Origin of the sequence: Myxococcus sp. AS-1-15 (assembly GCF_020037055.1) — a bacterium.
GTDB lineage: Bacteria > Myxococcota > Myxococcia > Myxococcales > Myxococcaceae > Myxococcus > Myxococcus fulvus.
The window spans coordinates 237,953-258,057 of the sequence record NZ_JAIQDF010000008.1 but is presented as its reverse complement, the minus strand read 5'-3'; the positions used below and the strand labels follow the sequence as shown (position 1 = coordinate 258,057).

General features: G+C 70.5%; 21 protein-coding genes. 9 read left to right on the top strand and 12 right to left on the bottom strand.

All coding sequences use genetic code 11. The features are described from left to right. The first annotated feature begins 178 nt into the window (after nt 1-178). Nucleotides 179-670, top strand: coding sequence for a hypothetical protein (locus K8625_RS22700; RefSeq protein ID WP_223751195.1), 492 nt, complete (start codon nt 179-181; stop codon nt 668-670). A 60-nt stretch (nt 671-730) separates the two neighbouring features. On the opposite strand, the gene K8625_RS22695 is transcribed toward K8625_RS22700, so the two are convergent. The 3 genes from K8625_RS22695 to K8625_RS22685 form a co-directional block, all read right to left on the bottom strand. Then, nucleotides 731-1,651, bottom strand: coding sequence for a type VI immunity family protein (locus K8625_RS22695; protein ID WP_223783876.1), 921 nt, complete (start codon nt 1,649-1,651; stop codon nt 731-733). A gap of 142 nt (nt 1,652-1,793) precedes the next feature. Continuing rightward, a complete protein-coding gene (locus tag K8625_RS22690; RefSeq protein WP_141324285.1) occupies nt 1,794-2,516 on the bottom strand; it encodes a YebC/PmpR family DNA-binding transcriptional regulator in 723 nt (240 codons plus the stop codon). 244 nt (nt 2,517-2,760) lie between these two features. After that, nucleotides 2,761-3,171, bottom strand: a complete 411-nt coding sequence (locus tag K8625_RS22685) for a DUF962 domain-containing protein (protein ID WP_223751197.1) — start codon at nt 3,169-3,171, stop codon at nt 2,761-2,763. 245 nt (nt 3,172-3,416) lie between these two features. Between K8625_RS22685 and K8625_RS22680 the strand changes: the two genes are divergently transcribed. Further along, nucleotides 3,417-4,562: a hypothetical protein gene (locus tag K8625_RS22680; protein ID WP_223783875.1), complete on the top strand. Its 1,146-nt coding sequence runs from the start codon at nt 3,417-3,419 to the stop codon at nt 4,560-4,562. A gap of 4 nt (nt 4,563-4,566) precedes the next feature. Here K8625_RS22680 and K8625_RS22675 read toward each other — a convergent pair whose 3' ends face one another. Both K8625_RS22675 and K8625_RS22670 read right to left on the bottom strand, forming a co-directional pair. Continuing rightward, nucleotides 4,567-5,337: a bifunctional 2-polyprenyl-6-hydroxyphenol methylase/3-demethylubiquinol 3-O-methyltransferase UbiG gene (locus K8625_RS22675; RefSeq protein WP_223751199.1), complete on the bottom strand. Its 771-nt coding sequence runs from the start codon at nt 5,335-5,337 to the stop codon at nt 4,567-4,569. 45 nt (nt 5,338-5,382) lie between these two features. Further along, nucleotides 5,383-5,844: a thioesterase family protein gene (locus tag K8625_RS22670; protein WP_223751200.1), complete on the bottom strand. Its 462-nt coding sequence runs from the start codon at nt 5,842-5,844 to the stop codon at nt 5,383-5,385. A gap of 98 nt (nt 5,845-5,942) precedes the next feature. Between K8625_RS22670 and K8625_RS22665 the strand changes: the two genes are divergently transcribed. The 4 genes from K8625_RS22665 to K8625_RS22650 all read left to right on the top strand — a co-directional run bounded on the left by K8625_RS22665 (nt 5,943) and on the right by K8625_RS22650 (nt 13,115). Beyond that, nucleotides 5,943-6,977 carry a cupin domain-containing protein gene (locus K8625_RS22665; RefSeq protein ID WP_223783874.1) on the top strand — a complete coding sequence of 345 codons (1,035 nt, stop codon included), beginning with the start codon at nt 5,943-5,945 and terminating at the stop codon, nt 6,975-6,977. A 142-nt stretch (nt 6,978-7,119) separates the two neighbouring features. Then, nucleotides 7,120-8,805 carry a metallophosphoesterase gene (locus K8625_RS22660; RefSeq protein ID WP_370641951.1) on the top strand — a complete coding sequence of 562 codons (1,686 nt, stop codon included), beginning with the start codon at nt 7,120-7,122 and terminating at the stop codon, nt 8,803-8,805. Between the two features lie 65 nt (nt 8,806-8,870). Next, nucleotides 8,871-10,484 carry a glycine--tRNA ligase gene (locus K8625_RS22655; RefSeq protein ID WP_223783872.1) on the top strand — a complete coding sequence of 538 codons (1,614 nt, stop codon included), beginning with the start codon at nt 8,871-8,873 and terminating at the stop codon, nt 10,482-10,484. A 198-nt stretch (nt 10,485-10,682) separates the two neighbouring features. Then, on the top strand, nt 10,683-13,115 hold the full coding sequence (locus K8625_RS22650; protein WP_223783871.1) for an ABC transporter permease: 2,433 nt from the start codon (nt 10,683-10,685) through the stop codon (nt 13,113-13,115). A gap of 4 nt (nt 13,116-13,119) precedes the next feature. On the opposite strand, the gene K8625_RS22645 is transcribed toward K8625_RS22650, so the two are convergent. Both K8625_RS22645 and K8625_RS22640 read right to left on the bottom strand, forming a co-directional pair. After that, nucleotides 13,120-13,692, bottom strand: coding sequence for a YdeI family protein (locus tag K8625_RS22645; protein ID WP_223783870.1), 573 nt, complete (start codon nt 13,690-13,692; stop codon nt 13,120-13,122). Beyond that, entirely contained in the window at nt 13,679-14,110 is a 432-nt protein-coding gene (locus K8625_RS22640; protein WP_223783869.1) for a VOC family protein, read from the bottom strand. The genes K8625_RS22645 and K8625_RS22640 overlap by 14 nt, the downstream gene beginning before the upstream one ends. 82 nt (nt 14,111-14,192) lie before the next feature. On the opposite strand from K8625_RS22640, the gene K8625_RS22635 reads away from it, so the two are divergent. Both K8625_RS22635 and K8625_RS22630 read left to right on the top strand, forming a co-directional pair. Beyond that, nucleotides 14,193-14,912, top strand: a complete 720-nt coding sequence (locus tag K8625_RS22635) for a YafY family protein (protein ID WP_223783868.1) — start codon at nt 14,193-14,195, stop codon at nt 14,910-14,912. Between the two features lie 24 nt (nt 14,913-14,936). After that, on the top strand, nt 14,937-15,608 hold the full coding sequence (locus tag K8625_RS22630; RefSeq protein ID WP_223783867.1) for a hypothetical protein: 672 nt from the start codon (nt 14,937-14,939) through the stop codon (nt 15,606-15,608). A 2-nt stretch (nt 15,609-15,610) separates the two neighbouring features. Here K8625_RS22630 and K8625_RS22625 read toward each other — a convergent pair whose 3' ends face one another. Further along, entirely contained in the window at nt 15,611-17,047 is a 1,437-nt protein-coding gene (locus K8625_RS22625) for a PLP-dependent aminotransferase family protein (RefSeq protein ID WP_223751209.1), read from the bottom strand. Nucleotides 17,048-17,247: 200 nt separating this feature from the next. Here K8625_RS22625 and K8625_RS22620 point away from each other — a divergent pair, with 200 nt between their 5' ends. Further along, nucleotides 17,248-17,574, top strand: coding sequence for a DUF2917 domain-containing protein (locus K8625_RS22620; protein WP_223751210.1), 327 nt, complete (start codon nt 17,248-17,250; stop codon nt 17,572-17,574). Nucleotides 17,575-17,580: 6 nt separating this feature from the next. On the opposite strand, the gene K8625_RS22615 is transcribed toward K8625_RS22620, so the two are convergent. The 4 genes from K8625_RS22615 to K8625_RS22600 form a co-directional block, all read right to left on the bottom strand. Further along, complete coding sequence (locus K8625_RS22615; protein ID WP_223751211.1) at nt 17,581-17,991, bottom strand: hypothetical protein; 411 nt, start codon at nt 17,989-17,991, stop codon at nt 17,581-17,583. A gap of 167 nt (nt 17,992-18,158) precedes the next feature. Beyond that, nucleotides 18,159-19,154, bottom strand: coding sequence for a type I methionyl aminopeptidase (map, locus tag K8625_RS22610; RefSeq protein ID WP_223751212.1), 996 nt, complete (start codon nt 19,152-19,154; stop codon nt 18,159-18,161). Continuing rightward, on the bottom strand, nt 19,151-19,372 hold the full coding sequence (locus K8625_RS22605) for a hypothetical protein (RefSeq protein ID WP_046718637.1): 222 nt from the start codon (nt 19,370-19,372) through the stop codon (nt 19,151-19,153). The genes map and K8625_RS22605 overlap by 4 nt, the downstream gene beginning before the upstream one ends. A 152-nt stretch (nt 19,373-19,524) precedes the next feature. Then, nucleotides 19,525-20,004 carry a pentapeptide repeat-containing protein gene (locus K8625_RS22600; RefSeq protein ID WP_223783866.1) on the bottom strand — a complete coding sequence of 160 codons (480 nt, stop codon included), beginning with the start codon at nt 20,002-20,004 and terminating at the stop codon, nt 19,525-19,527. Nucleotides 20,005-20,105 lie beyond the last annotated feature (101 nt).

Here is a 20,105-nt window from a genome sequence, read left to right as displayed (position 1 = left end):
AGTGACAAGCTGTCACGACAGGCTGTCATCGTGCGGGCGTGGAGGGCTGACAGGACAGGCCGGCGTGGAGGTGCGTCGTCACCTCTGCCGACGCGGCCCTCAGAGTGAAGACGAGCCCTGGCATCGTGATTGCTCTTGTCCTGCTCACTCCCCGCGATGGGGAAGGAGGCAGGACACGATGAGTTGCTCATTCCGGAAGCAGATGTGTCAGTGGGGCAGTGCCATCATCCTGGCGAGCGCGCCGTTCGTCTCGTTGGCGAGTCCGCCGGTGGATGTTCCCCAGGCGGCGCCGAACTTCGTCCAGGCGCTCTCTCACGGGCCCGAGGACCTCGAGGTGAAGGCGACGGGGGAGAACACGTACTCGGTGCGGCGCAACCCGAAGGCGGAGCACGAGAAGACGTGCACGCAGAGCGGGGACGCGCGGTTCGTGCCTTCGTTCAAGGACGGCAAGGCGGTGGGGTTCAAGCTCTTCGCCGTCCGGCCCGGTTCCATCTACGCGAAGCTCGGGTTCCAGGAGCGGGACGTGGTGCAGAGCATCAATGGAATCACGCTGGAGACGCCGGAGAAGGCGCTGGAGGCCTACGCCCAGCTCGACACGGCGAAGCGCGTGGTGGTGTCCATCGACCGCGGCGGCACGGTCATCCGCAAGACGTACGACGTGGCGCGGTGAGGTCGACAGGAGGCAGGCGGCTCGCCTTCTGACATCCAAGGAGTCGCCTGCCCGCTGTCCTCAAGCGCCGTGTCGACGCAGCCAGCGCCGTACAGCATTCGCATCCCAGGGTGGCCACGAGCCACCTTCCTCGAGCAGGAAAGGCTCCAACAGTCGCGACAGCTCTCGGTACGGAACAGGTACGGGCTGGGTCGCCGAGTCCATGGAGTCGGGACACTCGCCGAGCGAAAGCATCCATCGCTCCTCATCGAGTGGAGCGAGCGAGACGCCTGGAAGGTCGAGGCGCCGGGCCAGTTCGGGAGCGCCCCCGAGTTGGTCGAGCAACGTCGGCCCCAGGAAGGTGAGCCAATAGGCGCCTCGGGCTCGGACGCCGATGCGTCGGCTGGTGTCGGTGAGGTTCAGGAGGTCCAACCCAGGGTGGCGCTGAAGCAGCTCGAGGAGCTGCCGACGCACGGAGAACCACGCACCGGGACGAGCCACCAGCGCGGGGCTGGCATAGCCGAAGCTGAAAGGCAGCTCCCGGGCGATGTCGCGCGCGAGGTCACGCACGGCAGCCACGCCCCGAGACGTCAGATACTCGGAGGGGAGGCAGAAGCGGAGGCCGGTCGTGGCGTCGGCATCTCCCAAGAAGAGCGGGTCCTCGAGCCTCCGACCGTCGTACTCGAACTGGTAGCCACCGGGCCCGCTGGAGAACTCCGTCAGCTCCACCAGCCACTCGACACCCCAGGCCCGCTCCACCATCTGATGGTGGATGTGGCGCCAGCCATCCACATCCAACGGCAGTGTGTCGCCGTCGTCCGAGCCATACCACCCCAGTGCATCACTCGGGATGGAGCGGCGATACAGCTCCAGGGCGCGCCACACCTTGTCGGCCACGACGGGATGGGAGTGGCGCATGAAGAAGCAAAGAGACAGCCCCTCCCGGACCACCGGCTCGCCGTTCTCGTCCGCCACACGGATGCTGGGAAGCACGGCTGTCATTGTGTCATCCCTCGTCGAGGGGAGCTGATGACAGCGCTCTCGCGTCGAGTCGTACGAACACACTCGAGGCAAGTGGAACAAGGCCCGGAGACGGGGGCGCTCATCACGAGCGCCCGCTCGCGTCCCGGGCCGCGACGACGGCTCAGCCCAGGTTGTGGAACACGCGCTGGACGTCGTCGTCCTGCTCCAGGGCGTCGACGAGCTCCAGCACCTCGGTGGCCTTGTCCTCGGGCAGCTCGATGAGGTTCTCCGCGATGTACTCGGAGTCGGCGGAGATGGGTGCCAGCCCCTTCGCCTCGATGGCCGCCTGGAGCTTGCCGAAGTCCGCGAAGTCACACCGGATGATGAGCTGCTTCTCCCCCTTCTCGCCCGTGCCCTCGCCCATCTCCTGCAACCCGTGGTCGATGAGCTCCAGCTCCAGCTCCTCCTGGTTGAGGCCCTCCGGGTTCAACCGGAACACGCCCATGCGCTTGAACATGAACCCCACGCTGCCCGTGGTGCCCATGTTCCCTCCGTTCTGGTTGAAGTGCATCCGCACGTTCGCCACCGTGCGCACCACGTTGTCCGTGGCCGTCTCCACCAGCAGCGCGATGCCGTGCGGCCCGTAGCCCTCGTAGAGGACGATTTCGTACTGCGTCGCCGTCTGGCCGCTGGCGCGCTTGATGGCCGCCTCGACCTTGTCCTTCGGCATGTTCGCCGCGCGCGCGTTCTGCAACACCCGCCGCAGCGTGGAGTTCGAGTCCGGGTTGGGCCCGCCGGCCTTCACCGCGATCGCAATGTCCTTGCTGATGCGCGTGAAGACCTTCGCCATCTTGTTCCAGCGGGCCATCATCGTGGCCTTGCGTGTCTCGAAAATGCGTCCCATGGGTCGAGCGACTCGCGAAGAGAGGGGGCGCCAGGCGCGCCCCAGGTGAAGAAGAGTGGTTGCTGTAAAGGGCCCGGCCAATCTAGCGCAACTCGGCTGGAGCGCCCGCGCTTCGTGTGCGGGGCGGCGTCCTCCCGACGTTCGACCCGGGGACGACACGCACGGGCACAGGCCCCCGAGGACCCACGCACCCGCCGTCATCCACCCGGAAGACAGGGCCCGTCGACGACGGGCCCCAAGGACTTCAGCGGACCTGCTGCGCCGCCGCCTGGGGCGCCGGCCGGGACGCGGGGGCCATGCTGTTGGCGCCCGTGCCCTGCGCACCGTTGGCGAAGGCGCGCTCCATGTGCGCGTCGAGCTGCCCCACGGCCATCAGCCCCGCCATCCGGAAGTCCGAGATGAACGACCACAGCGGGTACTTGAAGCTCGCCGGCTTGTTCTTCTCGATGAAGAAGTGGCTGAACCACGCGAAGCCGTATGCCGAGACCAGCGCCGCCGGAATCAGCGCCGCGCGCCCCATGGCGATGGCCGCGATGCCCGTGGCCACGCCCAGGCTGGTGCCCACGAAGTGGAACCGGCGCGTCACCGGCAGCGAGTGCTCGCGCAGGTAGAACGGCCAGAACTCGGCATAGGTCTGGAGGGTGGGCTTGGACATGAAGTGAAGTTGTGTCCAGGCAGGGGCCCGGCGTCAACCCGCCGCGCGTCAGGAAGTGCCCTCCCGCGCCCGCTCCGGCCCCCGAGGGCAGGGCCGCCAGGCAGCCAGGCGGGCTCGGGGAGGCTGAACGGAATCGGACGTCTCGCGGCCGTCGACCCCGCAGTTTTCCGCCCGTCGCGCACCGAAACATGTCGAGGACAGCGGCCCCTCCACCTCATCCACGGGTCGTGGGAGACTCGGGAGCAATGACGGATTGGATTCCCAAGCCGAACCCGACGGTGGACCTGCGCACGCTGGTGCTCAGCCCGGAGGAGGGCTTCGTGCTCTCGCGGCTCGACGGCGCCACGGCGGCCAGGAACCTCCCCGCGCTCACCGGGCTGGCTCCCGAGCGACTCCAGGGCATCCTCACCCGGCTCGTCTCCCAGGGCGCCCTGCTGCCCCTCGCCACGGCCCCTGGGATCAACCCTCCCGGCATGCCACGGGCACAGGCCCCCTCCGTGAGCCCCGGCTACGAGCCACTCGCGCCCACCGCGCCCCACACGCCGCCGGACGAGGAGCTGCCCACGCTGGACCTGCTTCCCCAGGAGGCCGATGCGGGCGAATCCGACGTCCTCGAGACCTCCGAGTCCGACGTCGTCCCCGCCGAGCCCCCAGACTCCGAGGCCGACGCCGAGGACGTGCCCGAGGTCGCGCTGGGCAACTTCCGCCAGCTCTTCGAGACGCGGTTGCATCCGCAACCCGAAGACCAGCGCGTCGCGCTGGCGCACACCGCGCAGGACCCGGAGCTGTCCGCGCTGTGCTTCGACCCGCTGCCCTCCGTCATCAAGGCGGTGATGGAGAATCCCCGCGTCGGGCTCGCGCACGCGCGCCTCATCGCGCGCAACCACAGGAACCCCGTGGGCCTGGAGTCGCTCTGTGCCCGCGCGGCCTTCGCGGCGGACGTGGGCGTGCGGCGCTGGCTCGTGCGCAACCCGCAGCTGCCCGCCAGCCTGTTCCGCAGGCTCTGGAGCGCGCGCCGGTTGATGGAACTGTACAAGGTGACGGTGGACCGCGACGTGCCCGAGTCCACGCGGCGCTCGTCGCGCGAGGTGCTCCGTCAGCGCTTCACCACCGGCCCCTCGGAGGAGAAGGTGGAGCTCATCCTCAACACCGAGGGTCGCGCGCTCGCGTCGCTCATCGGCATGTCCGTGGACGGCAAGACGGCGTCGATGTTGTGCGGACGCACCTACCGCTCGCCCATGCTCATCCAGAACATCGCGCGCTGGAGCGCCGCGCCGCCGGCCCTCATCGCCCACCTGCTCAAGCAGGAAGCCGTGCGAAGGCAGCCGCAGCTGCGCATGCTGCTCACCCGCCACCCCAACGCCCCCGCCGAGGCTCGCCGCAGCGGCTGAAGCCTCACGGTCTGCGCGCGGTGAGGATGGGCTGATAGAAGCCCGTCTCCTCCGGCGAATACCACCGTGTGTCGACGAGCCCCGCCCGTGTCAGCGCGCGCTCCACCTCCACCCGCTGGAGCGCGCGATACACGCCGGTGTGCTCCGTGGCCTGCCAGCCCTTGCCCTCGGGGCGCAGGATGAACTGGTGGACCGTGTACGTCCTGCCATCGGCGGCCCAATCCCAGACCTGGAAGAGGATGCGCCGGCCCTCGGGCGCGTCGAGCACCCGCTCCGAGGTGAAGCGCGGCTGGTCGGCCATCAGCGCGTCGTAGTCGCGCACGCTCAGCGCCAGCAGGCCCCCGGGCGCGAGCTTGGAGGCCATCGCATGCGCGGCGGCGTCCAGGTCCTCATCCGTGAGCAGGTGCGGCACCGCGTTGTCGAACGCGAGCACCACCTGGAACATCCCCGACACCTGCGTGTCCAACGTCCGCATGTCCGCGACGCCGGTGGTGAGGGTGACGCCCAGGGTGCGCGCCTCGCGCTCGGCGCGGGCCACGGCGGCGGGGCTCAGGTCCGTCGCGTGCACCGCGTAGCCGCGTCCCGCGAGCCCCAGCGCCTGCGTGCCGATGCCACACGCGCAATCCAACACCCGACGCGGCGGCGGCGCGCCACACCGACGCAGCAGCGCGTCCAGCGCGGCGCCCTGGCGCTCCACCGTCTGGGCCCAGTTGGCGAAGAGCAGGTGATACTCCTCGGCGAGCCCCTGGTAGAACTCGAGCACGGACTCAGCCATGCGCGCGCTCCTCGACGACGTGCGTCCTGGTGACGGCCGGAGCGCTCATGGGCCGAACGTCCGCCCCTCCAGCGCCTCGATGGCGGCGCGCACGGGGGCGGGCAGCGGCACCGGCTCGTTCTTGACGTAGTCGAGGGTGACGATGACGGCGGTGCCCTTCGTGTAGAGGGTGCCGTCCTCCTCGCCGAACACCGCGTGCTCCAGCGTGACGGACGTGTTGCCGATGCGCGAGACGCGGGCGCTGGCGACCAGGCGCACGGGGAAGACGACGGGGCGCACGTACTCGGCCTGGGTGGCCTTGAGGATGGGGCCGACGCCGCCCTGGATGCGCGTCTCGCCGGCGCCCGAGGGGCCCGTCATGCCGATGCGGGCAAGGTAGGCGATGCGCGCGGTCTCGAACCACGTGAAGGTGCGAGCGTTGTTCGCGTGGCCGAACGCGTCCATTTCACTCCAGTGCAGGGTGAAGGGGACGACGACGGGGAAGTCCTTGGGGCTGAGGTCCGGCATGGAGGGGAGGGTGCCCCACTCGCGGCCATGAGGGAACGAAGAACACCGCCTGCCTGCCCTCCAGCCAGGGGCCGGTGTCGTGATAATCCAGCAACACGATGAGTCCACGACTCCTGATGTCCGCGCTGGCCCTCACGGGCCTCGGTATCAACCCGCCTGCCTGGGCGAGTGAGGCCGCCTCGGAGACCTCGGCCATGACGGGGGCTCGCATCAGCTCCGTGCCCGAGTGGACCGTCTCACCGAACATCACCGCGCGACGCTGGGTCGCGAGCCCGGAGTCCGTCGAGTCCGTCGCGGCCACCACGACGAGCGCCGTCGGCCGGGCCGCGTCCACACCGGGTGTCACCGCGCCCGCCTGGGCCGCCACGCCGAGCACCGCCGCGCCGAGCATCACCGCGCAGCGGTGGGCTGTCGGGGCTGCCACGCCGGACCTCGCCGCGTCCGACACCTCTGTCCCGACCTCGTCCACGCAGAACGTCACTCCGCCGCACTGGACCGCGGCGCCGAGGACCGCCGCACCGAGCATCAACGCGCAACGCTGGTCCGCCGCGCCCGGCTCCGCTGCGCCGAGCACCACCGCGCCGGGCACTTCCACACCTGGCTTCACGCCGAACACCATCGCGCCGGGCTCCACGCCGAGCATCATCGCGCCGGGCTCCACGCCGAGCACCACCGCTCCCGGCTCCGCTGCACAGAGCACCACCGCGCCGGGCCCGCGCCCCGCGGACGCGAAGCCCACGGTGCGCCACCGCGTCACCGCCACCGAAGCCCCGCGCCACCTCATCGCGAACGGCAAGGGCCGCGCGACGCTCTTCCTCAACGAGTCCACCGGCGCCACCGCCGCGTCGCTGACGCTGCTGGAGCTCCAGCCCGGCGGCGAGGTCCCCGAGCACACGCACGAGTCGAGCGCGGAGATTCTCTACATCGAGGACGGCGCCGCCGACATGACGGTGTCCGGGCAGACGTTGCGCGTGAGCAAGGGTGACGCCGTCTACATCCCCGCGGGCGCGAAGCACTCCGCGCGCGTGGTGTCGCCCGGTGTGCCGTTCAAGGCCGTGCAGGTCTATGCGGGCCCGGGCCCCGAGCAGCGCTTCATGCAGGGCCCCCGGGAGAGCGCCCCTCATGGCCGCTGAGCGCGAGTCCTCGGCGGCGCGCCAGCGGAACGCCCCCTCCGATGAACCCTCGGTCGAGCGCCCCCACCTCGTCCCCTCCCGCAACGAGACGGCGCTCATCTCCGACAGCGGCACGGCCACCCATCCCCAGCGCCACGCCCCCATGGTGCGCTGGCTGCACCCGTCGCAGCTGATTCGCACGGGCCTGGACGCGGTCGTCGCCGCCGTCTTCGGCGCCCGCGCGGACCATCGCCTCATCGAGGCCGTGGTGCGCCCACAGGTCCCCTACTTCGACTACTCCGAGGAGACGCGCCCCCAGGGAGACTTCTGGCTCGACTACGTCTCCGACACCGGCGACGGCTGGGACTCCACGTACACGGTGGCGCGGCTGCTCGCGCTGCCCGAGCTGAAGCTCCCCGTGCGAGGCCAGCCCCGCGTCGGCGAGTTCGAGACCGAGCGTGGCCGCGTCCTCATCTTCGGCGGCGACGGCGTGTACCCCGGCGCCAGCCGCGAGGCCTACGAGGAGCGCCTCATCCAGCCGTACGAGGCCGCCATGCGGCGCTCCGTCGCGCCCAATCCGGACCTGTTCGTCATCCCGGGCAACCACGACTGGTACGACGGCCTGTCCGCCTTCATGCGGCTGTTCTGCGCCAACCGCTGGATTGCGGGCCGACGCACGCGGCAGAGCCGCAGCTACTTCGCGCTCAAGCTGCCGCATCGCTGGTGGCTCATCGGCACGGACGTGCAGCTCAACAGCGACATCGACGTTCCCCAGGTGGAGTACTTCCGCCAGGTGGCCGACAGCATGGGCCCCGACGACCGCGTCATCCTGTGCAACGCGGAGCCCGCGTGGATTCTCGCCGCCACGCAGCGGCGCAAGGGCAGCTACCTGGAGAACAACCTGGAGTACCTCCAGGAGAAGGTGCTCGGCCGGCGCATCAGCATCTTCCTCGCGGGTGACCTGCACCACTACCGCCGCCACGAGGACCCCGCGGGCCGGCAGAAGATCACGGCCGGCGGCGGCGGCGCCTTCATGCACCCCACGCACGCGCCCAAGGCGCACGTGCTGCGCGACGGCTACCGGCTGGAGAAGAGCTTCCCCGACGAGCGCACCTCACGCGCGCTCGCCAGGAAGAACCTGTTCCTCATCCGCTACAGCCCGCTGTTCGGCCTGATGACGGGCGCGCTGTACCTGCTGCTCGCGCTGGCCGCGTACGCGGAGGTGGGCTCGCTGGGCTTCTCCCAGCTGGGCGACGTCATCATGGCCGTGGCCAACAGCATGGTGAGCCGCCCGTGGACCATGGTGCTGGGCCTGGGCACCATCGGCGGGCTCATCGGCCTGGCCGACGCCGCGTTCGGGAAGTTCCGGTGGCTCGCGGGCACGCTGCACGGCGTGGCCCACATCCTCGCGGCGTTCTTCGTCGCGTGGGGAGGCACGTACCTGGCGGTGAGCGGGATGGGCATCTGCCCGGACCTGACGCCGGACGGCCTCAACTGCACGGCGGGCTGGGCGCACCTGGCGGGCAAGTTCCTGGTGTCCTCGGCGCTCACCTTCCTGGGTGGCTTCCTGGTGGGCCCCTTCGTCATGGGGTTGTACCTGTGGCTGAGTGTCAACCTGTTCGGGGCCCACTCGAACGAGGCGTTCATCTCGTTGGCCCTGCCGGACTGGAAGAACTTCCTGCGCCTGCACATCGACGAGAAGGGACAGCTCACCGTCTACCCGGTGGGTATCGAGCGGGTGCCGCGCCGGTGGAAGCGCACGCATGCGGGGCCGCATGCACCGGCGTACGAGCCGGATGACGCCAAGGCCACGCCTCCGGCGCTCATCGAGCCGCCCATCCGCGTCTAGGGTTCGTCGGTGTCGGGAACGGTGTAGCCTCCGGGGCTCACCGCTCACGAAGGAGCCGTACGCCGATGGCCGCACAGACGATGGAGCAGCTGGTTTCCCTGTCCAAGCGCCGGGGCTTCATCTTCCCGGGCTCCGCCATCTACGGGGGCCTGCAGGGCACGTACGACTACGGTCCGCTCGGCGTCGAGCTGAAGAACAACCTGAAGCTGGCCTGGTGGCGCGCCAACGTCTGGGAGCGCGAGGACATGGAGGGCATCGACGCCTCCATCCTCATGAACAAGCTCACGTGGCGCTATTCGGGGCACGAAGAGACCTTCGTGGACCCGATGGTGGACTGCAAGGGCTGCAAGATGCGCTGGCGCGCGGACCAGATCGCCGGCAAGTGTCCCAGCTGCGGCAGCGCGGAGCTGACCGAGCCGCGCCCCTTCAACCTGATGTTCAAGACGCAGGTGGGGCCGGTGCCGGACCCGGAGTCCTTCTCCTATCTGCGCCCCGAGACGGCGCAGGGCATCTTCCTCAACTTCAAGCACGTGCTCGACTCGACGTCGCGCAAGCTGCCCTTCGGCATCGCGCAGATGGGCAAGTCCTTCCGCAACGAAATCACGCCGCGCAACTTCATCTTCCGCGTGCGTGAGTTCGAGCAGATGGAGATCGAGTTCTTCGTGAAGCCCGGCGAGGACGAGGCGTGGCACCAGAAGTGGGTGGAGGACCGCATCAACTGGTGGCTGTCGGTGGGGTTGTCCAAGGACAACCTGGTGCCGTACCACCAGAAGGCGACCGAGCTGGCGCACTACGCGAAGGCGACGGTGGACCTGCTCTACCGCTTCCCGCACGGGCTGGAGGAGCTGGAGGGCATCGCGAACCGGACGGACTACGACCTGGGTTCGCACAGCAAGGACCAGGGCTCGCTCGGGCTGAAGGCACGCGTGGCGCCCAACAGTCACAGCACGGAGAAGCTCACGTACTTCGACGCGGAGACGAAGCAGCACGTGGTGCCGTTCGTCATCGAGCCGTCGGCGGGCGTGGACCGCGGGGTGCTCGCGGTGCTGAGCGAGGCGTACGCGGAGGAGCAGGTGAAGCCCGCGCCCGCGGACCGGCTCAAGCCGGTGGAGGAGGCGCTGGGCACGTTCCTCAAGTCCGTGAGCCGCAACGAGAAGCTCACCGCGGACGCGAAGAACGCGCTGCTGGCGGAGGGTGAGCGAATCGCGGGCGCGCTGGGTGAGCGGCTCGCGTCGATCACGGGGCTGTTGTCGATGCCGGGGGCGGAGAGCATCGAGGTGGCGAAGAAGCTGCGCGGCCAGGTGGACCCGGTGGTCGACGAGTTCTACCGGACGGTGCTGCACTTCAAGCCGCGCCTGGCGCCCATCAAGGTGGCGGTGTTGCCGCTGAAGAAGAACCACGCGGGCATCGTGGACGTGGCGAAGGGCATCCGCCGCCGGCTCCAGTCCTCGGGCTCGATGCGCGTCGTGTACGACGACACGGGCGCCATCGGGAAGCTGTACCGGCGGCAGGATGAAATCGGGACGCCCTTCTGCGTCACGGTGGACTTCGACACGCTGGGGGACGGAAAGGACGCGTCCACCAAGGACACCGTCACCGTGCGCCACCGCGACTCCATGGCCCAGGAGCGCGTCGCCATCTCCGAGCTGGAGGGCTACCTGCGCGAGAAGATGGCGTAGTCCCGCCATCCAGGCCCCTGGGCTGCCCTCCAGCGAGGAGGCGAGGGAGCCCAGGTCCCCCGCGAGGACGTGTCACCTCCGGACAGGGCTCGTCCCACAAGCGCACAACGGGTACACCCTGGGCACGGCGGGCCCGTCGTCACATCGCGCCCTTGAGGCGGATGGGGCGTTGGCACGCGATTGGCTCTGAGGTCGCCCATGCCTTCTTTCTTCCAGGACCTGCGCCACGGCTTCCGCTCCCTGCGCCGCAGCCCCGGCTTCACGCTGGCCACCGTGCTCGCGCTGGCCTTCGGCATCGGCGCGAACACGCTGCTCTTCAGCGTGGTGAGCGCGCTGCTCTTGCGGCCGCTCCCCCTCCCCCAGTCCGAGCAGCTCGTCTCCGTGTGGGGCTTCGACCCACGCGAGCCCGACGCCGACAACGCCCTGTCCCGCCTGGACTCCGAGGACCTCCGCCAGAAGGTGAAGGCCTTCGCCGCGTTCGCCGTCTACGACACCGGCGGCTTCACCCTCACCGGCCCCCACCAGGAACCCGAGCGGGTGGAGGGCGCGGCGGTGTCGGAGGACTTCTTCCGCGTCGCCGGCGTGCGCCCCCTGCTCGGCCGGGCGCTCGAGACCCCCGAGTTCCAGCTCAACGGCCCGCGCGCCGTGGTGCTCTCGCACGGCCTCTGGACCCGACGCTTCGGCGCGGACCGGGGCGTGCTCGGCCGCACGATGGAGCTGGACGGCAATCCCTACGAGGTCGTCGGCGTGATGCCCGAGGGCTTCGACTTCCCTCGCGAGGACTCGCAGGAGCCCGTCGGCCTGTGGGCCCCGCTGTCCGCGCGCGACTTCGTCCGCTCCAACTGGGAGAGCCGCGGCACCCACCTGCTCTCCGGCGTGGCCCGGCTGGCCCCGGGATTCAACGCCGAGCAGGCCCACCAGGAGGCCCAGGGCGTGATGCGGGCCCTGTCGCAGACGTACCCGGACACCAACACCCAGGCGAGCGTGAGCGTGCGCGGCCTCCAGGAGCGCCTGTCCCAGAAGACACGCCGCCCCGCGCTCCTGCTGCTCGGCGCCGTGGCGCTGCTGCTGCTCATCGCCTGCGTCAACGTGGCGCAGCTGCTCCTCGCCCGCGCGATGACCCGGCAGCAGGAGTTCGCCGTGCGCACCGCGCTGGGCGCGGGCAAGGGCGCGCTCGCCCGACAGTTGCTGGCGGAGGGCTCGCTGCTGGCCCTGGCCGGAGGCGCGCTGGGGTTGCTCCTGGGCCTGTGGGGCACGGACATGCTGAGCGCGATGCTGCCGGAGTCCGTGCGTCAGGTGCAGGCGGTGCGCGTGGATGGACGCGCGCTGGTGTACACGGCGGCGCTGGTGCTCGCGGTGTCGCTGATGTGCGGCCTCGCGCCGCTGGGCACCGCGCTCAAGGCCAACCTCGGCGGCCTGCTCCAGAGCACGCGCGGCACGAGCGCGAACAAGGCGGCGCTGCGCTGGCGCGCGATTCTCGTGTCCACGCAGGTGGCGCTCGCGCTGGTGCTGCTGGTGGGCGCGGGGCTGCTGGTGCGCAGCGCGCAGCGGCTGGCCGACGTGGACCCGGGCTACCGGCCCGACGGCGTGTCGCTGATGGGCGTCAACCTCCCGGCCGCGCGCTACCCGCGGGACACGATTGCGACCTTCTACGAGCGACTGCTGGAGCAGGTTCGCGCGCAGCCGGGCGTGGAGGCCGCGTCGCTGGTGACGCCGGGCATCGTGACGGGCGGCGCCATCGGCCTGTCGATGGAGCTGCCGGGCAAGCCCTCCCCCTCGGGGGAGAAGCTCGTCACCGGGTACCGGGCGATGAGCGATGGCGTCTTCGCCACGCTGGGGATTCCGCTCAAGCAGGGGCGGGACTTCACGCGGCAGGACACCGCGGACGCGCCGCCGGTGGTCGTGGTGAACGAGTCCTTCGCGCGGCGCCACTTCCCCAACGAGGACGCCATCGGCAAGCGGGTCGTCATCGCCTTCGGCCGCCCGCTCAAGGAGCGTGAAATCGTGGGCGTGGTGGGGGATGTCCGCGCCCGCGCGCTGGACGAGCCCGCGGAGCCGGAGCTGTACGCACCGCTCGCCCAGACGCCCTGGGCCATGACGTCCGTGGTGGTGCGCAGCAAGCTCCCGCTGGAGCGCGTGACGGCGCTGGTGAAGGGCGAGATGCGCCAGCTCGACTCGCAGTTGACGCTGCCGAAGACGACGACGCTGGCGCAGGGCCTGGAGCGCTCGGTGGCGGACCGGAGCTTCCAGCGGGTGCTCCTGCTCGCCTTCGCGGTGTCAGCGGTGGCGCTGGCCTCGCTCGGCATCTACGGGTTGATGGCGTACAGCGTGGCGCAGCGTCGACGGGAGCTGGGCATCCGCCTGGCGCTGGGGGCGCTGCCCTCGGACGTGGTGCGGCTGGTGATGAAGCAGGCCCTGCGGATGTGCGCGCTGGGCCTGGGCGTCGGGCTCGCGCTGGCGCTCGGGCTGTCGCGGCTGCTGGAGGGCCTGCTGTACGACGTGAGCGCCACGGACCCGCTGACCTTCCTCGCCGTGCCGCTGCTGCTGCTCACCGTCGTCTCGCTGGCGAGCTGGCTGCCCGCCCGCCGCGCGTCGAAGGTGTCGCCCGGCGTGGCCATGTCCGCGGACTGAAGTCTCACCCCGCCGCGTCGAGCTCCGCGACGACGCGGCGGACCTGGCCTTCGCGCCCCTTCTGGGTCCTCGCCGTCAGCACCTTGAGGACCAGCCCGTACCGCCGCGTCCTGCCGAGCGCCTCGAACGCCCGCGCCGCCCGAGGGCTCGCCGCCAGCGCCGCCGTGAGCACCTCCGGCACCGTGGCGTTCTTCTGCGACTCGTAGGCCGCGTCCCAGCGCCCATCCGCCTTCGCGGCCTCGACCTCCGCGAGCCCCGAGGGCCGCATCCGACCCGCGCGCGTGAGTGCCTCCACCTTGCGCACGTTCACACAGGACCAGCGGCTGCGCGGCCGGCGCGGGACGTACTTCTGCAGGTAGAAGCGCGCGTCGAGCGACTTGCGCTGCCCCGAAATCCATCCGAAGCACAGCCCCACGTCGACCGCCTCGTCATCGGTGAGCGAGGCAATCTGCGTCCCCTTCTTCGCGAGCTTCAACCAGACCCCCGCGGACGCATCGACGTGCGTCTGGAGCCAGGCCTCGAACTCCGCCGCGCCCCGGAACGCAATCACCGGCGCCCCTCCTTCAGCGCTGGCCATGGGCGCCTCCCAGCACGTCCAGGTAGTGGCGGTTGAACATCAGGCCCAGCACGTTCCCGAACGGGTCGGTGACCGACGCCGTGACGAAGCCCGGCCCGCGCTCGGTGACGCCATCCAGAAGCTGCGCCCCCATCGCGAGCACCCGCGCGAGCGTCCCCGCGATGTCGTCGACGTGCCAGTAGACCACCGTCCCGCCCTGAGCCGTGGCGAGCCCCGGCGGCGCGAACCTCCGGTCGATGATGCCCAGCTCGTGCTGGTAGTCGCCGATGCGGAACTCCACATACCCGGGCCCGCACCCCACGTCCTCGCTGCGGAAGTAGGGCTGCATGCCGAGCAGCTCCGCGTACCAGCGCGTCGCCGCCTGGAGGTCATCCGCCCAGAGGTTGAAGGTGCACATTCCGCGCAAGGTGTGGGTCATGGCGTTTGTCTCCGTGTGTCCTGGCCGCGCTCGTTCGCGACCCCATGAACATGGCCCCAGAACGTGACAGAATGAGTCACCTTTGAAGCGCGAGCCCGTCACCGACCGTCTGGACCGGGTCCTGGGCCTCCTTGCCTCCCGCCCGTCCTGGACGGCCCCGGAGCTGGCGGAGGAGCTGGGCGTCTGCGTGCGCACCGTCCGGCGGGACTTGTCCCGGCTCTCCGCGCGCGGCGTCCCCATCGAGTCGGACGCGGGCCGGGGCGGCGGCATCCGCGTCCCGCCGAGGACAGGGCTCGGGCGCGTGCAGCTCAACGCCCAGGAGCTGCTCGACCTGCTGCTCGCCCTGGCGCTCGCCGAGCGGCTCGAGTCCCCGCTCCTGCTCTCGACGCTCAAGAGCCTGCGCCAGAAGCTGGCCGCGTCGTTCCCACCCGAGGAGCGCGCCCGCGTCGGCAAGCTGCGCCAGCGCATCCTCGTGGGCCCCACCGCGCGCAGCATCAGCGCGACCTGGAAGCCCCCCCGGGCCGCGGTGCTGCGTCCCCTCCAGGAGGCCTTCTTCGAGCAGCGCGCGCTGGAGCTGACCTACCGCGCGAGCGACACGAGCACGGTGCGCGTCGTGGAGCCCCACTACCTCCTGCTCAGCTGGCCCGCGTGGTACCTGCTCGTCTGGGACCACCTGCGCGGAGCGGTGCGCATGCTCCGCGTCGACCGCATCGAAGCCGCGAGCGTCCAGGCCGCGACGTTCCAGGTGCGCGACTCGGAGTCGATGATCGCCACCCTCGGCGACATCTTCTCGTCGCTCTGAGCGCGGGCGGTATAGACAAGGGCCATGAGCACCCCTGTCACCTTCTTCCTGATTCCCGCCGAGGGCCTCGCCGGTGTGTTGACGCCGTCCCGGCTCGCGTCCCTGCGCGCCGCGGTGGTGCGCGAGGACCCCGAGGCGATGGAGGACGAGGAGGTGCTGCTCGCGCTCATCGACCACCTCTCCCAGCACGGCGGCGCCGCGCTGACGCGGCTGCCCGAGCCGCTCGGTGACGAGGTGCTGGAGCTGCTCGACGTGCTCGCCGAGGACCTGGTCCACACCGACAAGGAGCCCCGGAGCGAGCGCCTGGAGCAGGCCACCTCGCAGCGCCCCGACGCCGACGACCTCCAGGCCGCCGAGGCCGTCGTCCGCGCGGCCTGCCCGGACACGCTCCACCACCTCTGGCGCCACACCGTCTGGGGCCGGGTCCCCCAGCAGGAGGGCGCCACCGACGACCTGCGGCGCATCAACCCGAACCTCGGCTACTGGACGAACGCCGAGGTGCGCCAACTGCGCGACGGCCTGCGCGAGCACCTCCACGGCGCCCCCACCTACCAGCCCGTCAGCGGCTGGGCCCGCTTCACCTCCCGCCTGCGCCGCATCACCCGGCGCGGAGACCCCGCGCGAGCGCTCGACGCCGTGACGCAGGCGCTGGACAAGGCCTCACGCCAGGGCGCGGGCCTGCTCTTCGCACGCTGACCTCACATCAGGGTACGCACCAGCCGGCCCACCGTGGCCATCGCGCCCTCGATGCGCGGCGTCCACGGCTGTCCACACGACATGCGGATGAAGTTCCGGTACGAGTCTGGCCGGGGCGAGAAGATGGGCCCCGGCGCGATGCTCACGCCCGCATCCAGCGCGCGTCCGTGCAGCACCAGCGAGTCCACCGTGGACGGCAGCTCCACCCACAACAGCGAGCCCCCCGCTGGCCGCGCCACGCGCGTGCCCTCCGGGAAGTGCTCAGCCACGCCCTCCGCCATGCGCGCCACCTGCTCCGACAGCCGGCGCCGCAGCGCGCGCAGGTGCCGGTCATACCCGCCTTCCTCCAGGAAGCGCGCAATCGCCAGCGGCAGCAGCGTGGGCGAGGCCACCGTGTGCGAGAACTTCAGGAGCTCCACCCGCTCCCGGAGCCGACCCGGCGCCACGTACCCCACGCGGAAGCCCGGCGCGAGCGTCTTCGAGAACGAGCCACACAGCATCACGTTGCCCGTCGTGTCGAACGACTTGCACGTGCGCGGCCTGCGCTCGTCGAAGTGCAGGTCACCGTACAGGTCATCCTCGATGAGCGGCACCCCGCGCTCCTCGAGCATGGCCACCAGTCGCTGGCGGTTCGCCGTCGGCATGCAGCTGCCCACCGGGTTGCTGTAGCTGGGCACCACCAGCACCGCCGCCACGCGCCGCCGCTCCAGCGCCGCCTGGAGCGCATCCAGCTCCATGCCGTGGCGCGGTGAGCACGGAATCTCCAGCGCGCGCAGCCCCAGTGACTCGATGGCCTGGAGCGTGCCGTAGTACGCCGGTGATTCAATCGCGATGGTGTCCCCCTGCCGGGCCACGGCGAGCAGGCACAGGTGGATGGCCTCCGCGGCGCCGACGGTGATGATGAAGTCCTCGGGCGACAGCGCCGCGCCCCAGTCCAGCGAGCGCCGCGCCAGCTGCCGCCGCAGCTCCGGACACCCCGGAGGCACGTCGTACAGCATCCCCGCGTCACCCCTCTCGCGGGTGAGCGCGTTGAGCTCCCGGTACAGCCGGCGCGTGGGGAGCAGCTCCGTGGACGGCCACGCGCCGCCCATCTGCACCAGGTTCGGGTCGCGCATCGACTGGTACACGCGCGACACCAGCGCGCTCACCGTGACGGGCGTGGCGCTCGTCGCGGGACGGGACACCTGCGGCTCCGCGAGGCGGGGACGCTCGCGCCGGCGCACGTAGTGGCCCGACTGCGGCCGCGTCTCGATGAGCCCCACCGACTCCAGGTGCAGATACGCCTGGAGCACCGTGGAGATGCTCACCTGCTCACGCAGGCTGAGCTGACGCACGGAGGGCAGCCTGTCTCCCGCGCGCAGCGTGCCCGCGTTGATGGCGTCCTCCAGCCGCTCCGCCACCTGCTCGTACAACTTCGGTTTGTGTGCCAGCGCGCCCATGCCGTCCCCGATGCGAAATCCGTCTCCCGCCAATCCGTATCGGTAACGGGCCCGGCCTCCGCTGCCCAGACACACCTGCCCACCGGACGGACCAGTACAGTTCCTTGGACTTCAACTGTACTGGTCACAATGGTGGATTGCTGCCTCTGTTCTGTTTCGTCGGCGGGGCGCATGGTGGGCGATGAGGAGGTCGTGGTGCCATGGAGTCCAAGCTCATGTCGGCGCGGCGAGGCTTCTGGAGCTCGCTGTGGAATCACCTGAAGCCCCAGGCTCGCCCCGGAGTGGAGACGGGCGGACAGGGGCTGCACGAGGGGTCGCTCTGGAGTCGGCGCATCCAGGGGGACGAGGGCCTGCTGCTCACGTGTACCGAGGGCCGGCTCTGGCTCACCTTCGAGTCGGACCCTCGGGACTACGTGCTGGAGCACGGGAGCAGCGTGCCCCTGAACCACGAAGGCCAGGTGGTGGTGCAAGCGCTGAGGTCGGCGCGCTTCTGCTTGGGGACGTCACTCTCGCCCTGCGGCGGGTGAGTGCGCTCACTCCGAGGGAGGCGTCGTGAGCGAGCCCCGGGCGGCGCGGCGCAGGTAGAGCGCGAACGGCACGTGGGTGATGGCGTCTTCGGTGAGGGGGACCTCCAGCGTGCCGTCGTAGCGGGCCGGGCGGCGGCCGCGCACAGCGACCTCGGACTGGATGGTGATGCACATGCCCACCTTGAGGAACGGTGAGCGGGCGCTCGCCTCGGGGCCCTTCAGCCCGAAGTAGACGTCCAGCTCGTAGCGCTGAGCGACTGTGTTCGTCCGGAACGCGGCGCGCTCCACGAGGAGCTTCTCGTCCAGCTTCTTGAAGATGCCTGGGATGAAGTCGACCTGGAAGGAGTCCTCCAACACCTGGAGGACGTCCTGGACGCTCTTGAGACGGTCGGCGTCGACGGCGATATCGAGGGACATGGTGTACCTCTCGGGACCTCGGGCCTGGAGCGCGTGGATAGCGCCGGGCGCGCGCGAAGCGCCGAGAGGTTTCGAGGGGACGTCCGGCCGGTGACGGCCACCGTGGAGGACTGTCGCCCGTCACACGGTGGCTTCGCCCCACGGTCTACCGTGGGGCGCTCGGGACTTCAGGCCACGGTGAGGATGTCGGGGCCCTGCTCGGTGACGAGCAGCGTGTGCTCGAACTGGGCGCTGCGGCTGCCGTCGGCGGTGACGGCGGTCCACCCGTCGTCCCAGGTGCGGTGGCCCCAGCCGCCGAGGTTGATCATCGGCTCGACGGTGAAGATCATCCCCGGCTGCATGATGGTGTCGGCCTCGGGCTCGTAGTAGTGCGGAATCTGGAGGGACGTGTGGAACGTCTCGCCGATGCCGTGGCCGCAGTAGGCGCGCACCACGCTCATGCCGTTCTTGGTGGCGTGGTCTTCAATCGCGCGGCCGATGTCGCTGATGGGCCGGCCAGGCTTCACCGCGGCGATGCCCAGCTCCATGCACTCGCGGGTGACGCGCACCAGCCGCTCGCTCTCCGGGTCCACCTTGCCCACGAAGTGGGTGGCCGAGCAGTCGCCGTGGACGCCATCCAGGTAGATGGTGATGTCCAGGTTGACGATGTCGCCGTCCTCGAGCGCGCGGTTGTCGGGGATGCCGTGGCAGATGACCTCGTTGACCGAGGTGCACAGGGACTTGGGGAAGCCGTGGTAGTTGAGCGTGCTCGGGTAGCCGCCCCGGCGGATGTAGGCCTCGTGGGTGATGGCGTCCAGCTCGTCGGTGGTGATGCCGGGGCGCACGTGGGAGGCGACTTCCTGGAGCACCTCGGCGGCGGCCTTGCAGGCCCTGCGCATGCGCGCGATGACGTCCGGCGAGCGGATTTCAGAGTCGCTCGGGCGGCGCTGGGGGCGGCCGGACACGGCGTAGTCGGGGCGGGGGATGTGCAGGGGCACGTCGCGGCGGGGGCTGATGAGGCCCGGGCGGATGCCCTTGCGCGCGACGTCGGGGCCCTTCTTGCGCGCCTCGACGGCGTCGGCGCCGCGGTGGCACTTCTTGTACTTGGTGCCGCTGCCGCACCAGCAGGTGTCATTGGGGCCGGGCAGGACGGCGGGAGGGGTACGGGGAATGGCGGTGGTCATCTCTCAACTCCGATGGAAGCCGTGTCGGACCTGCGGGCACGAAGCCAGCGCATCACCTGGGGACGCAGCCACAAGCGTGGGCGTCCGGTGCCCAGGTCCAGGATGGGGCGGGGCATGTCCGGGTAGCGGCGCAGATAGGTGCTGACGCTGTTGGTGTGGCGAAGCTGCAGCAGGCCGGCCACGCCCTGGGCGTCGATGAGGTCTTCCGTCTTCACCATGGGACACATGAGGGGGTTGTCTATACCCGTAGACACGCCCGGGCGCACGGGTTCTTTCCGCCCCCTCGGCGGGTGGCCTGCCGGGCGACCTGTGGATGACAGGGTGCGGGGTGCCACCAGGGGGGCCGTCGCTCGCCTGGGACACGGCCGCGTCACCGGATGAGGACTCCGTGCGCGACGGGGTCGAAACCCGAGGGCCACTTCGCCGTGGCATCGGACACGGAGCCGTCCAGCTTCGCGAGGTCGAGGCGATGAGTCCGCAGGTCCGCACCCCGGAGGTCCGCGCCGGACAGGTTGGCGCCGCCGAGGTCCGCTTCACTCAGGTCCGCGTCCCGCAGGTCCGCACCTTGAAGGTCCGCGCCGTTGAGCCAGGCCCTGTGCAGGCGACTTCGCATCAACGTCGCGCGACGAAGCCCCGCGGCCATGAGCCGAGCACCTTCGAGGTTGGCCTCGGACAGGTCCGCTTCGTCCAGGGAAGCGGAGCGCAGGTCGACCTCTCGGAGGTTCGCGCGTGAGAGGTTCAGCTTGCCGAGCAGCGCCCGGTGGAGCGACAGCCCGCGCAGGTCCGCCCCGACCAGGTGCTCGAGATCCAACTCGAGCACCGCCCCAGTCTCGAACTCGATCCGAATCAATGAGTCCTCGCAGTCGACATTCTTCGCTGTCTCCCATCCATGGCCCGTTCGTCAAAGCTCGGGTATCCACGGAGTCGATGTAGGCTTGCCTCCAGGGCACG